At 62.8% G+C, this 13151-nt stretch carries 11 protein-coding genes and 1 tRNA gene; all 12 read left to right on the top strand.

Annotated features, from left to right (window positions below):
* Positions 1-45 precede the first annotated feature (45 nt).
* Positions 46-1056 (top strand): aspartate-semialdehyde dehydrogenase, encoded by a 1011-nt coding sequence (locus tag AC07W0_RS30445; RefSeq protein ID WP_017847699.1) that lies wholly within the window; start codon positions 46-48, stop codon positions 1054-1056.
* Positions 1057-1218: 162 nt separating this feature from the next.
* The gene (locus tag AC07W0_RS30440) at positions 1219-3771 is read left to right on the top strand and encodes a FimV/HubP family polar landmark protein (protein WP_102618959.1); all 2553 of its coding nucleotides are present in this window, start codon (positions 1219-1221) and stop codon (positions 3769-3771) included.
* 158 nt (positions 3772-3929) lie between these two features.
* Positions 3930-4754: a tRNA pseudouridine(38-40) synthase TruA gene (truA, locus tag AC07W0_RS30435; protein WP_102618958.1), complete on the top strand. Its 825-nt coding sequence runs from the start codon at positions 3930-3932 to the stop codon at positions 4752-4754.
* 64 nt (positions 4755-4818) lie between these two features.
* Positions 4819-5451 carry a phosphoribosylanthranilate isomerase gene (locus AC07W0_RS30430; RefSeq protein WP_102618957.1) on the top strand — a complete coding sequence of 211 codons (633 nt, stop codon included), beginning with the start codon at positions 4819-4821 and terminating at the stop codon, positions 5449-5451.
* A 241-nt stretch (positions 5452-5692) separates the two neighbouring features.
* On the top strand, positions 5693-6613 hold the full coding sequence (gene accD, locus AC07W0_RS30425; RefSeq protein ID WP_046382640.1) for an acetyl-CoA carboxylase, carboxyltransferase subunit beta: 921 nt from the start codon (positions 5693-5695) through the stop codon (positions 6611-6613).
* Positions 6610-7917 (top strand): bifunctional tetrahydrofolate synthase/dihydrofolate synthase, encoded by a 1308-nt coding sequence (folC, locus tag AC07W0_RS30420; protein ID WP_102618956.1) that lies wholly within the window; start codon positions 6610-6612, stop codon positions 7915-7917. Before accD ends, folC begins: the two co-directional genes overlap by 4 nt.
* Complete coding sequence (locus tag AC07W0_RS30415) at positions 7901-8554, top strand: SPOR domain-containing protein (protein WP_046486756.1); 654 nt, start codon at positions 7901-7903, stop codon at positions 8552-8554. The genes folC and AC07W0_RS30415 overlap by 17 nt, the downstream gene beginning before the upstream one ends.
* Before the next feature lie 257 nt (positions 8555-8811).
* Entirely contained in the window at positions 8812-9369 is a 558-nt protein-coding gene (locus AC07W0_RS30410; protein WP_057005681.1) for a CvpA family protein, read from the top strand.
* Positions 9370-9410: 41 nt separating this feature from the next.
* Positions 9411-10916: an amidophosphoribosyltransferase gene (gene purF / locus AC07W0_RS30405; RefSeq protein ID WP_017847690.1), complete on the top strand. Its 1506-nt coding sequence runs from the start codon at positions 9411-9413 to the stop codon at positions 10914-10916.
* A gap of 65 nt (positions 10917-10981) precedes the next feature.
* Entirely contained in the window at positions 10982-12193 is a 1212-nt protein-coding gene (locus AC07W0_RS30400) for an O-succinylhomoserine sulfhydrylase (RefSeq protein ID WP_017847689.1), read from the top strand.
* Between the two features lie 11 nt (positions 12194-12204).
* The gene (locus AC07W0_RS30395; RefSeq protein ID WP_017847688.1) at positions 12205-12969 is read left to right on the top strand and encodes an SDR family oxidoreductase; all 765 of its coding nucleotides are present in this window, start codon (positions 12205-12207) and stop codon (positions 12967-12969) included.
* Between the two features lie 107 nt (positions 12970-13076).
* Positions 13077-13149: transfer RNA gene (locus AC07W0_RS30390), tRNA-Val, on the top strand.
* The last annotated feature ends 2 nt before the right edge of the window (positions 13150-13151 follow it).

The raw sequence follows: 13151 nt of genomic DNA, 5'->3' as shown, positions 1-13151 counted from the left end.
ACCCGGTAAAGTGCCGCTCCCCCCGCAATGCCCGAGGCAGCTCCCATGACCCAGACCTTTGATATCGCCGTGATCGGCGCCACCGGCACCGTCGGTGAAACCCTGGTGCAGATCCTCGAAGAGCTGGCTTTCCCGGTGGGCACCCTGTACCTGCTGGCGGGCAGCAACTCCGCGGGCGCGTCGGTGCCGTTCCGTGGCAAGAACGTGCGCGTGCGGGAAGTCGATGAGTTTGACTTCAGCAAGGCGCAACTGGCGTTTTTCGCCGCCGGCCCGGCGGTGACCCTGAGCTTCGCCCCACGCGCCACGGCGGCCGGCTGTTCGGTGATCGATTTGTCTGGCGCATTGCCGGCCGCGCAAGCGCCTCAGGTGGTGCCGGAAGCCAATGCCCATGTGCTGGAGGGCTTGAAAAAGCCGTTCCAGCTCGGCAGCCCGAGCCCGTCCGCGACCAACCTGGCGGTGGTGCTGGCGCCGCTGCGTGGGATTCTGGATATCCAGCGTGTCAGCGTTACCGCCAATCTGGCGGTGTCTGCCCAGGGCCGTGAAGCGGTCAGCGAGCTGGCGCGCCAAACCGCCGAGTTGTTGAATGTGCGCCCGCTGGAGCCCAAGTTCTTTGATCGGCAGATGGCATTCAACCTGTTGGCACAAGTCGGCACGCCGGACGCCCAAGGTCATACAGCGCTGGAGAAACGTCTCGTACACGAACTGCGCGCGGTGCTGGAAACTCCTTTACTAAAGATTTCTGCGACTTGCGTTCAAGCCCCGGTGTTTTTTGGCGATAGCTTGACTGTGTCATTGCAATTGGGTTCGCCGGTCGACCTTGCCGCCGTCAACCGTGCGCTCGACGCCGCAGCGGGTATCGAGCGGGTGGAGGAGGGGGATTACCCGACAGCGGTGGGTGATGCCGTCGGCCAGGATGTAGTCTACGTCGGACGAGTGCGTGCGGGGGTGGACGATCCGGCGGAACTAAATCTGTGGTTGACGTCAGATAACGTGCGTAAAGGCGCCGCACTGAATGCGGTGCAGCTGGCGCAGTTGTTGATAAAAGGCCTTGTGTAAAAGATACTTGGCGGCAATTTGTAGATTGATTCTAACCAGGCGCTATGCTTGGCCCCAAGCAGGAACAGTTGCGTGTCGGTGACCTATCGGCTCGCCGTGCCTTATGGCAACGGTTACCAACCTTCTCGCAGGCCGGGGAGTGTTCAAACAAAGGATGAGGCTATGGTTCAAGTTCGCAAACTGGTGTTAGCAATAGCGGCCGCCTCGGCGCTGTCCTCCGGTATGGCGCAGGCGCTGCAGCTGGGGGAGATGACCCTCAAGTCGAAGTTGAACCAGCCGTTGTCGGTGGAAATCGAATTGCTCGACGTCGGCGGCCTCACGGCCTCCGAGATCACCCCGAGCCTGGCGTCGTCCCAGGCGTTTGTCGATGCCGGCGTCGATCGCCAGGCGTTCCTCAATGACCTGACGTTCACCCCGGTGATCAACCCGGCCGGGCGCAGTGTGGTGCGTGTCACGTCCAGCAAGCCGTTGCCTGATGCCTACGTGCGGTTCCTGCTGCAAGTGCAATGGCCCAATGGCCGCTTGATGCGTGACTACAGCGTGCTGCTCGACCCGGCCAAGTTCGACCAGTCGACGCCGACCAACAGCGCAGCCACTCCGCGTTTGAGCGCGCCCGCGTTGAGCGTGCCGGCCCAGCACACCACCACGGCCCGTGACACGCTATGGGAAATCGCCGAGAAGCACCGTAATGGCGCTTCGGTGCAGCAGACCATGCTGGCGATCCAGGCACTCAACCCTGACGCTTTTATCGGCGGCAACATCAACCGTCTGAAAACCGGCCACGTGCTGCGCCTGCCGGATACCGTACAAAGCACGGCGTTACCGCAGTCCAAGGCCATTGCCGAAGTGACCGCGCAGAACGTCGCCTGGCGCCAGGGCCGCCGTGCCGCGCGCGATCAGGCGGCCGGTAAGCAACAACTGGACGCCACCAAGCGCACCCAGGCTGGCAATGCACCGGCGAGCACCAACGCCAAGGACAACTTGAGTCTGGTTTCGGCCGACTCCGCCAAAAAGGGCGCGAAGGGCAAGGCGGGTGATGGCCAGGCCCTGAGCGACAAGCTGGCGATGGCCCGGGAACAGCTCGACACCACCCGCCGTGACAACGAAGAACTGAAAAGTCGCGCCGCAGACCTGCAGAGCCAATTGGACAAGCTGCAAAAGCTGATCCAACTGAAAAACGATCAACTGGCCAGGTTGCAGGCTGAAAAAGGCGCCCCGGCAACCCCGGCGACTGCGGTCATGCCCGCGCAGTTGGCAGGTGAGCCGCCGGCCGCTGCAGTCGCGCCCGCTGAGCCGGCCGCCACTGCGGCCCCGGTGGCCGAGCCGATCAAGCCCGACGCCGTGCCTGCGACCAGCGAAGACAAATTCAACGAACTGCTGACCAACCCGATTGTGCTTGGCGTCATCGGCGGCGCAGCCGGCCTGGTGGCGTTGTTGCTCCTGTTGCTGTGGGCGCGTCATCGCAATGCCCGTCGCGCAGAAGAAAAGCACCTGCGCATGGCGCGGGCCCTGTCCGAAGAGCCGGAATTCACCTCGAACATCGACCTTGATCTGCCACCGGACAGCTTCGCTGGCCTGGAAGTACCGGCACCGAACGTGACGTTGGCCGCCGCGCCTGCGCCTGCGCCGGCACCTGTGGTCGCGCCGGCAGCGGCACCAAGCGCGGCCTCGGTGCTTGCGCCACTGGCTGGCGCCGTAGCGCCGGAAAACACTAATGATGCGCTGGTCCAGGCCCAATCCCATATCGACCGCGGTCACTTGAACCAGGCGGCCGATGTGTTGGAGCAAGCCATCAAGTACGAACCCAAGCGCAGCGACCTGCGCTTGAAACTGATGGAAGTCTACGGCCTGCAGAACGACAAGGACGGTTTTGTCGTCCAGGAGCGTCAGTTGGTGGCCAATGGTGAAAACCATGCCCAGGTCGAGCAGCTCAAGTCGCGCTTCCCGGCCATGGCCGTGTTGGCGGCGGGAGTGAGTGCCGCCGTGGCCGCCGCCGCGATGGACGCTCAATACGTCAAGGATCTGCTGGAAGACAAGCCGGCCGCCGCGCCGCAAGCGACGGCAGAAGCGGAGCCGTTCGATACTGATTTCGATCTGAGTCTGGACGAGCTGGAGGCGGCTTCGCCAGCGGCGTTGGACAAGACCGATCAGCAGACCTTCGAAGCGCTGCTGCAGCAACAGACCGATGCCAAGCCAAGCCCGGAAGATCTGTCGGACTTTGACCTCGACCTGCAACTGGACCCGCCGGCGTCCCAGTCCGATGACGACTTCCTCTCGGGGCTTGAAGATCAGATGAAGGACGTGTCGCCGGTCGAACCGCCGACCCTGACCCCGGCCGCCCTGGACGACCTCGACCTGCCGGAAGACTTCGACCTGTCCCTGGCTGACGAGCCGGACGCCCCGGCGGCCAAACCCGATGCGTTCGCCTCGGAACTGGATGACGTCAACGCCGAGCTCGATCGTCTGTCCCAGAGCCTGGAAAACCCGCCGATCGAGCCGTCCTTCACCGCCGAAGACGCGGCGCTGGGCGGTGACGAACCGGAGGTCGACTTCCTCTCCGGCACCGATGAGGTCGCAACCAAGCTGGATTTGGCCCAGGCCTATATCGACATGGGCGATACGGACGGCGCGCGGGATATCCTTTCCGAAGTGCTGACCGAGGGCGATGAAACCCAGCGCGGCGAAGCCAAGGAAATGCTTGGCCGACTGGTGTAATCGCCACGGGATGACCCAGACGGCGGCCTTCGGGCCGCCGTTTTGCATTGCCGGTACCAAACACATGGCGTCTGGGGCGCAGCGCCTTATAATGCCCGCCTTTGCGCAACTCATCAGGCTCTCAGTTCTTGGCAAATATAGATAACCCGGCTGCCGAAATGGCGGCTGCAGGCTTTTACCGCATCGCCCTGGGCGTGGAATACAAAGGTTCGCGCTATTGCGGCTGGCAGCGCCAGGCGTCCGGCGTGCTGACGGTGCAGGAAACCCTGGAAAAGGCCCTGTCCAGAGTCGCCGACTCGCCGGTATCGCTGATGTGCGCCGGGCGTACCGACGCCGGCGTCCACGCCTGCGGCCAGGTGGTTCACTTCGACACCCAGGCCGAGCGCTCGATGAAAGCGTGGGTGATGGGCGCTAATATCAATTTGCCCCATGACATCAGTGTCAGTTGGGCCAAGGTCATGCCGGCGCACTTTCATGCGCGCTTCAAGGCGATCGCCCGGCGTTACCGCTATGTGATCTACAACGATCAGATCCGCCCGGCGCACCTCAACGAAGAAATCACCTGGAACCACCGCCCGCTGGATGCCGAGCGCATGGCCGAAGCCGCGCAGCATCTGGTTGGCGTCCACGATTTCAGCGCGTTCCGTGCCGGCCAGTGCCAGGCCAAGTCACCGATCAAGGAAGTCCATCACTTGCGGGTGACGCGTCACGGCAAGATGATCGTGCTGGATATCCGCGCCGGAGCGTTCCTGCACCATATGGTGCGCAACATTGCCGGTGTGTTGATGACTATCGGCACCGGCGAGCGCCCGGTGGAGTGGGCCAAGGAAGTACTGGAAAGCCGTATTCGGCGGACCGGCGGCGTCACGGCGCATCCGTTTGGCCTGTATCTGGTGGAAGTGGAGTACCGCGACGAGTTCGAGCTGCCGCAGCGCTTCATCGGGCCACACTTCCTCACAGGTTTCAGCGAACTTGGCGGCTGACGCCCGGAAAAGCTTTTGTTACCATCCGGGACTTTCTCGGTTCAACCCCTGAGGTTTCCACGACATGTCAGCCGTTCGCAGCAAGATTTGTGGGATTACCCGCATAGAAGACGCGCTGGCGGCAGTCGAAGCGGGGGCGGATGCCATCGGTTTCGTGTTTTATGCCAAGAGCCCGCGGGCGGTGAATGTGCTGCAGGCGCGGGCGATCATCGCCGCACTGCCGCCGTTCGTGACCACCGTGGGCTTGTTCGTCAATGCCAGCCGCTGCGAACTCAACGAAACCCTGGATGCCGTGCAACTGGACATGTTGCAGTTTCACGGCGATGAAAGCCCTGACGAATGCGAAAGCTACCAGCGTCCGTATATCAAGGCGTTGAGAGTCAAGGCCGGGGATGATGTCGCCGGCGCTTGCGCGGCCTACACCGGTGCGCGCGGGATACTGCTGGACACCTACCTCGAAGGCGTACCCGGCGGCACCGGCGAAGCCTTCGATTGGTCGCTGATCCCCGAGGGGTTGAGCAAACCGATCATCCTGGCCGGCGGGCTTACCCCCGCCAATGTCGCGGCGGCGATCGAGCAGGTCCGGCCGTATGCCGTGGATGTCAGCGGTGGGGTAGAGCAGGGCAAGGGCATCAAGGACCACGGCAAGATTCGCGCATTCATGCAGGCTGTGCGCAACAGCGATGGCGTGATGTGACGGCTGGCAGTCTGCCGCCGTCCATAACTACCACTGTGTAAAACAGCCCGGTGCCACCCGCGGGAGGCCCGGGAATGAAGTGGCAACCCTGCACGGGGTTGTCTGGAAGGCTGAGGAAACATGCGGGAAATGGCTGGTCGAACGTCTGACCCCGTCCTGCATGTGTCATCGCCACATATGAATTTAGCTCAAGGGCATACGCGGGGCTGTGTTCAAGCCACCGGTACTGGAGAAAGAAAGCATGAGCAACTGGTTAGTAGACAAACTGATCCCTTCGATCATGCGTTCCGAGGTGAAAAAAAGCTCGGTTCCTGAAGGTCTGTGGCACAAATGCCCATCCTGCGACGCGGTGTTGTACCGCCCGGAGCTGGAAAAGACCCTGGACGTTTGCCCTAAGTGCAACCACCACATGCGTATCGGCGCTCGCGCGCGCATCGACATTTTCCTCGACGCCGACGGCCGTAACGAGCTGGGCGCGGACCTGGAGCCGGTTGACCGCCTCAAGTTCCGTGACGGCAAGAAGTACAAGGACCGCCTGACCGCTGCACAGAAGCAGACCGGTGAGAAAGACGCGCTGATTTCGGTCAGCGGCAAGCTGCTGGGCATGCCGGTCGTGGTGTCGGCGTTTGAGTTCTCCTTCATGGGCGGTTCCATGGGTGCCATCGTCGGCGAGCGTTTCGTGCGCGCCGCCAACTACGCCCTGGAAAACCGCTGCCCGATGATCTGCTTCGCAGCCTCCGGTGGTGCGCGCATGCAGGAAGCCCTGATCTCCCTGATGCAAATGGCCAAGACCTCCGCGGTGCTGGCGCGTCTGCGGGAAGAGGGCATTCCGTTCATCTCCGTGCTGACCGATCCGGTGTACGGCGGTGTTTCCGCCAGCCTGGCGATGCTGGGCGACGTGATCGTCGGCGAGCCCAAGGCCCTGATCGGCTTTGCCGGCCCGCGTGTGATCGAGCAGACCGTTCGCGAAAAACTGCCGGAAGGCTTCCAGCGCAGCGAATTCCTGCTGGAGCACGGTGCGATCGACATGATCATCGCCCGTGGCGAGTTGCGTCCACGCCTGGGTAGCCTGCTCGCGCAAATGATGGGCCTGCCGACGCCGGTCTACATCGCGCCGAAGGTTGAGCCGATCGTCGTGCCGCCGGTGCCTGCAAACCTATGACCCAACGTACCCTGGGCGAATGGCTCGCCTACCTTGAGCAGTTGCATCCGTCCGCCATCGACATGGGCCTGGAGCGCTCGCAACAGGTAGCGGCCCGCCTCGGGTTGGGCCGCCCGGCGCCGCGAGTGATCACGGTGACGGGGACCAACGGCAAGGGCTCGACCTGTGCCTTTGTCGCCGCGCTGCTGCAGGCCCAAGGCCTGAAGGTCGGCGTGTACAGCTCGCCGCACCTGCTGCGCTACAACGAGCGGGTGCAACTCAATGGTGTGGAAGCCACTGACGAGCAGCTCTGCGAAGCCTTCGCCGCGCTCGATGCCGGGCGCGGTGAGATTTCCCTGACTTACTTCGAGATGGGCACTCTGGCGGCGTTCTGGCTGTTCGAACGGGCGCGCCTGGACGTGGTCGTGCTGGAAGTGGGCCTGGGCGGGCGCCTGGATACGGTCAACGTGGTGGATGCCGACCTGGCGCTGGTCACCAGCATCGGTGTCGACCATGTCGACTACCTGGGCGATACCCGTGAATCCGTGGCCTATGAAAAGGCCGGCATCTTCCGCCAGGGCAAGCCTGCGCTGTGCGGTGACCTGGACCCGCCGCAGACGTTGCTCGACCGGGTGCGGGAGCTGGATTGCCCATTCTTCCTGCGCGGGCGTGAGTTCAATCTTGAGGTCGGTGCTGAGCATTGGCAGTGGCGCGGGCGTGATGCGCGCGGCCAGCTCGTAGAGTTGCATGACTTGCCGCTGCTGAACCTGCCGATGGAAAACGCCGCGCTCGCTCTGCAAGCCTATCTGCTATTGGATCTGCCGTGGAATCCTGCGCAGATTACTCGTACATTGCTGGCGACGCGGATCGTTGGGCGTCTGGATCGCCGAACCTTCGATTGGCAGGGCAAGCGCCTGAACCTGCTGCTGGATGTGGGGCACAACCCCCACGCCGCCGAATACCTCGCGCAACGCCTGTCGCGTACAGCGCCGGTCGGTCGCCGCCTGGCGGTGTTCGGCTTGCTGGCCGACAAGGATCTGGAGGGCGTAGTGACGCCGTTGCTGGGGAATGTCCAGGCCTGGGCCGTGGCGCCCCTGGACACGCCGCGCAGCCGTCCGGCCGCCGAGCTTGAGGCGGCCCTGCAGAACCTTGGTGCGCGCGTGGCGTCGTATGCAAGTGTCACTGCGGCCCTTGAAGCGCAGTGTGCGGTTGCCACGCCCGAGGATGAGATTCTGTTGTTCGGGTCATTTTATTGTGTTGCCGAGGCGCTCGAATGGTTGGCCCGGCGCTCCACGGAGGAAGCTGCACATGGCATTACTGGATAGCGCATACAAGCAGCGGATGGTCGGTGCCCTGGTGCTGGTGGCCTTGGCGGTGATTTTCCTGCCGATGCTGTTTTCCCGTCAGGACGAACAGCGCCAGGTGGTCGTCGAGGCCCCGGCAGCGCCCCAGGCGCCGGCCGTGCCTCAGGTGCAGGTTGAGCCGGTGGTGGTGCCTGAGCCGCAGGCATTGCCTGAAGAAGAGCCGGTGCCGGCCGATGAGGAGTTGGCCGCGCAGCCGGCCCCTTCGATGCCGGTGCAGCCGAGTGTTCCAGTGGTCAAGCCGGCGCCTGCCGTCGCTGCCAAGCCCGCCGCGCCAGCGCCTGCCCCCAAGCCGGTCGCGCCGCAACCCGCTGCGCCGGGCAAGCCGGACGTGGGTCAGAGCCGTATCGACCCGAATGGCCTGCCGATCAGTTGGTCGATCCAGTTGGCCAGCCTGGCCAATCGCGAAAGCGCCGAGGCCTTGCAGAAAAAACTGCGCAGCCAGGGCTACAACGCTTACATCCGCAGCGCCGATGGCAAGAACCGCGTGTTTATCGGGCCGTTGATCGAGCGCGCCGAAGCGGACCGCCTGCGCGATTTGTTGGGGCGTCAGCAGAATCTCAACGGTTTTGTGGTGCGTTTCCAGCCTGAGCGCGGCTGAGTTCACGCCGATCCAGGCTTGGAATGCAGTCAAATGTGGGAGGGGGCTTGCCCCCGATGGCGGTCGATCAGTATCGGTTGTGCTGACTGATCCATCGCCATCGGAAGCCAGCCCCCTTCCACTTTGGTTTCGAGTGGGCCTTGAAATGCGCTTAACTCGTCACAAACTATTGTTTTGCAAAGCACCCGCAATCACAGCTTACCGATAGCCCGGCGCTCTGCTAAAATGCGCCGCCTTATCCGTCTGTAGGCTGCACCGTGCCATTTACCTGGGTTGATTGGGCGATCGTCGCAATCGTCGCCATCTCCGCTTTGATCAGTCTAAGCCGCGGCTTCGTAAAAGAAGCACTGTCGTTGCTGACCTGGATCATTGCAGGAGTCGTCGCCTGGATGTTCGGCGGTTCGCTGTCGGTCTACTTGAGCGGGTACATCGAGACACCTTCGGCTCGCGTCATCGCGGGCTGCGCCATCATGTTCATCGCCACGCTGCTGGTGGGAGCAATGGTCAATTATCTTATTGGCGAGTTGATACGTGTCACCGGCCTCTCCGGGACCGATCGATTTCTCGGCATGGCCTTCGGCGCTGCGCGTGGCGCGTTGCTGGTGGTCGTGGCGGTCGGGCTGTTGAGCCTGGGGCCAGTACAGCAGGATTCGTGGTGGCAGGAGTCGGTACTCGTGCCAAAATTTCTATTGGTTGCAGATTGGTCCAAGAACCTCATTTTGGGGTGGAGCAGTCAGTGGCTGGCCAGCGGGATCAGCATACCCGCTGATCTTCCGTTCAAGGAGCACCTCTTACCGGCCAAAACGCCTCAGTAAGCAGTGTTCAGTCAAGATTCATTAAGTAGGGGTTGCGTCGCATGTGTGGCATCGTCGGTATCGTCGGTAAGTCGAACGTCAATCAGGCGCTGTATGACGCGCTAACCGTCCTCCAGCACCGCGGCCAGGACGCTGCCGGTATTGTGACCAGCCATGACGGCCGGTTATTCCTGCGCAAGGACAATGGTCTGGTACGTGACGTGTTCCATCAGCGTCACATGCAGCGCCTCGTCGGGCACATGGGCATTGGCCATGTGCGCTACCCGACTGCCGGTAGCTCGACCTCGGCCGAAGCTCAACCGTTTTACGTCAACTCGCCTTACGGCATCACCCTGGCGCATAACGGTAACCTGACCAACGTTGAACAGCTGGCCAAGGAGATTTACGAATCTGACCTGCGCCACGTCAACACCAACTCTGACTCGGAAGTGTTGCTCAACGTGTTCGCTCACGAGCTGGCCCAGCGCGGCAAGCTGCAGCCGACCGAAGAAGATGTGTTTGCCGCCGTCACCGACGTGCATAACCGTTGCGTCGGTGGTTACGCGGTAGTGGCGATGGTCACCGGTTATGGCATCGTCGGTTTCCGTGACCCGCACGGCATCCGCCCGATCGTGTTCGGCCAGCGTCACACCGATGAAGGCGTCGAGTACATGATCGCCTCCGAAAGCGTGTCCCTGGACGTGCTGGGCTTCACCCTGATCCGCGACCTGGCACCGGGCGAAGCGGTGTACATCACCGAAGATGGCAAGCTGCACACCCGCCAGTGCGCTGTTGCGCCGAAACTCACCCCGTGCATCTTCGAACACGTCTACCTGGCGCGTCCGGATTCGATCATCGACGGCGTTTCGGTGTACAAGGCGCGCCTGCGCATGGGCGAGAAGCTGGCCGACAAGATCCTGCGCGAGCGCCCTCAGCACGATATCGACGTGGTGATCCCGATCCCGGACACCAGCCGTACCGCTGCGCTGGAGCTGGCCAACCACTTGGGCGTCAAGTTCCGTGAAGGCTTCGTCAAGAACCGCTACATCGGCCGCACGTTCATCATGCCTGGCCAGGCGGCGCGCAAGAAGTCGGTACGCCAGAAGCTCAATGCCATCGAACTGGAATTCCGCGGCAAGAATGTGATGCTGGTGGATGACTCCATCGTGCGTGGCACCACCTGCAAGCAGATCATCCAGATGGCCCGCGAAGCTGGCGCGAAGAACGTGTACTTCTGCTCCGCCGCGCCTGCCGTGCGTTACCCGAATGTGTACGGCATCGACATGCCGAGCGCCCACGAGCTGATCGCCCACAACCGCACGACCCAGGACGTAGCCGATCTGATCGGCGCCGATTGGCTGATCTATCAGGACCTTTCCGACCTGATCGAAGCGGTCGGCGGTGGCAAGATCAAGATCGAGCAGTTCGACTGCGCGGTGTTCGACGGCAAATACGTGACCGGTGATGTCGATGAGGCTTACCTGAACAAGATCGAGCAGGCGCGTAACGACTCGTCGAAGATCAAGACCCAGGCGGTCAGTGCGATCATCGATCTGTACAACAATTGAGTGAACACCGGCCCTGAGGGGCCGGTTTTGTATCTTAAACAAAGCATTGAGTAAGGAGTCGCAGCATGAGTCAGGAATGGGATGCCGGTCGGTTGGACAGCGACCTCGATGGCGTAGCTTTCGATACCCTGGCTGTGCGCGCCGGTCAGCACCGCACGCCGGAAGGCGAGCACGGTGATCCGATGTTCTTCACCTCCAGCTATGTGTTCCGCACCGCTGCCGACGCCGCTGCGCGTTTTGCCGGTGAAGTGCCGGGCAACGTCTATTCCCGTTACACCAACCCGACCGTGCGCGCGTTCGAAGAGCGTATCGCCGCACTGGAAGGCGCTGAGCAGGCGGTCGCCACGGCGACCGGCATGGCGGCGATCCTGGCGGTGGTCATGAGCTTGTGCAGCGCCGGCGACCATGTGCTGGTGTCACGCAGCGTGTTCGGTTCGACCATCAGCCTGTTCGAAAAGTATTTCAAGCGCTTCGGTATTGAAGTGGACTACGTGCCTTTGGCAGATCTTTCCGGCTGGGATGCGGCAATCAAAGCCAATACCAAGCTGCTGTTCGTCGAGTCGCCGTCCAACCCGCTGGCCGAGTTGGTGGACATCGCCGCGCTGTCGCAAGTCGCGCATGCCAAAGGCGCCATGCTGGTGGTCGACAACTGCTTCTGCACGCCGGCGTTGCAACAGCCGTTGAAGCTGGGTGCGGATGTTGTCGTGCATTCGGCGACCAAGTTCATCGACGGCCAAGGCCGTTGCATGGGCGGTGTGGTGGCGGGGCGTAGCGAGCAGATGAAAGAAGTGGTGGGTTTTCTGCGCACGGCCGGCCCGACCCTGAGCCCGTTCAATGCATGGATCTTCCTCAAGGGCCTGGAGACTCTCAGCCTGCGGATGAAAGCCCATTGCGCGAACGCCCAGGCCCTGGCCGAGTGGCTGGAGCAGCAGGACGGTATCGAGAAGGTTCACTACGCCGGCCTCAAGAGCCATCCGCAGCACGCATTGGCCCAGCGCCAGCAGCGCGGCTTCGGTGCGGTGGTGAGTTTTGAAGTGAAAGGCGGCAAAGAGGGCGCCTGGCGCTTTATCGACGCGACGCGCCTGATCTCGATCACCGCCAACCTGGGTGACAGCAAGACCACCATTACCCATCCCGGCACCACGTCCCACGGCCGCCTGGCGCCGCAGGAGCGGGAAGCGGCGGGTATTCGCGACAGCCTGATCCGTGTTGCGGTGGGGCTTGAAGACGTCGCTGACTTGCAGGCTGATCTGGCCCGTGGGCTGGCGGCTTTGTGATCGAGTGGTCCATGGAAGCGGCTGCGGGCGGTAACGGCCGCGTCGCGCTGGTGACGGGCGCTGCCCGGGGCATTGGCCTGGGGATCGCGGCGTGGCTGATCAGCGAAGGCTGGCAGGTGGTGTTGGCCGACCTGGACCGCGAGCGCGGCTCCAAGGTGTCCAAGGTGCTCGGCGAGAACGCCTGGTTTATCACCATGGACGTGGCTGACGAGAAGCAAGTCGCCCAGGGCGTCGCTGAAGTGCTTGGGCAGTTCGGGCGCCTGGATGCGTTGGTGTGCAATGCGGCGGTGGCCGACCCGCGCAATATCACCCTTGAAAGCCTTGACCTGGCCTCCTGGAATCGCGTGCTGGCGGTGAACCTCAGCGGCCCGATGCTGTTGGCCAAGCACTGTGCGCCGTACCTGCGCGCCCATGGCGGTGCGATCGTCAACCTGGCCTCGACCCGGGCTCGGCAGTCGGAGCCGGACACCGAAGCCTACGCGGCGAGCAAGGGCGGCGTGCTGGCCCTGACACACGCCTTGGCGATGAGCCTTGGCCCGGAAGTGCGGGTCAACGCCGTCAGCCCTGGCTGGATCGATGCGCGTGATCCGGCAGCCCGTCGCGCAGAGCCGCTGACCGACGCCGACCACGCCCAGCACCCGACGGGCAGGGTTGGCACGGTGGAGGACGTGGCGGCGCTGGTGGCATGGCTGCTGTCGCGCCAGGCCGGGTTCGTCACCGGGCAGGAGTTTGTGGTGGACGGCGGCATGAGCAAGAAGATGATTTACAGCGAGTAGGGTGGGTAGCCGTCTTGAAACTATTTTGTCTTTTTCAGAAAAACTTCAAGCAGGCTATTGACTTAGGTCCGCTATCTGCGTAAATTTCGCGGCCTCAACGAAGCAAAGGGTGATTAGCTCAGCTGGGAGAGCATCTGCCTTACAAGCAGAGGGTCGGCGGTTCGATCCCGTCATCACCCACC

The sequence above is a fragment of the Pseudomonas sp. GW704-F2 genome, assembly GCF_059423025.1.
The sequence above is the reverse complement of the archived record's forward strand: the minus strand, read 5'-3'. Positions and strand labels throughout refer to the sequence as shown.

Excerpts from the sequence above, each read along its gene's own strand:
- AC07W0_RS30395 (WP_017847688.1), top strand. The coding sequence starts at position 12,205 with ATGGAAGCGGCTGCGGGCGGTAACGGCCGCGTCGCGCTGGTGACGGGC.
- folC (WP_102618956.1), top strand. The coding sequence starts at position 6,610 with ATGACCCAACGTACCCTGGGCGAATGGCTCGCCTACCTTGAGCAGTTG.
- AC07W0_RS30445 (WP_017847699.1), top strand. The coding sequence starts at position 46 with ATGACCCAGACCTTTGATATCGCCGTGATCGGCGCCACCGGCACCGTC.
- accD (WP_046382640.1), top strand. The coding sequence starts at position 5,693 with ATGAGCAACTGGTTAGTAGACAAACTGATCCCTTCGATCATGCGTTCC.
- truA (WP_102618958.1), top strand. The coding sequence starts at position 3,930 with ATGGCGGCTGCAGGCTTTTACCGCATCGCCCTGGGCGTGGAATACAAA.
- AC07W0_RS30415 (WP_046486756.1), top strand. The coding sequence starts at position 7,901 with ATGGCATTACTGGATAGCGCATACAAGCAGCGGATGGTCGGTGCCCTG.
- AC07W0_RS30400 (WP_017847689.1), top strand. The coding sequence starts at position 10,982 with ATGAGTCAGGAATGGGATGCCGGTCGGTTGGACAGCGACCTCGATGGC.
- AC07W0_RS30440 (WP_102618959.1), top strand. The coding sequence starts at position 1,219 with ATGGTTCAAGTTCGCAAACTGGTGTTAGCAATAGCGGCCGCCTCGGCG.
- AC07W0_RS30430 (WP_102618957.1), top strand. The coding sequence starts at position 4,819 with ATGTCAGCCGTTCGCAGCAAGATTTGTGGGATTACCCGCATAGAAGAC.
- purF (WP_017847690.1), top strand. The coding sequence starts at position 9,411 with ATGTGTGGCATCGTCGGTATCGTCGGTAAGTCGAACGTCAATCAGGCG.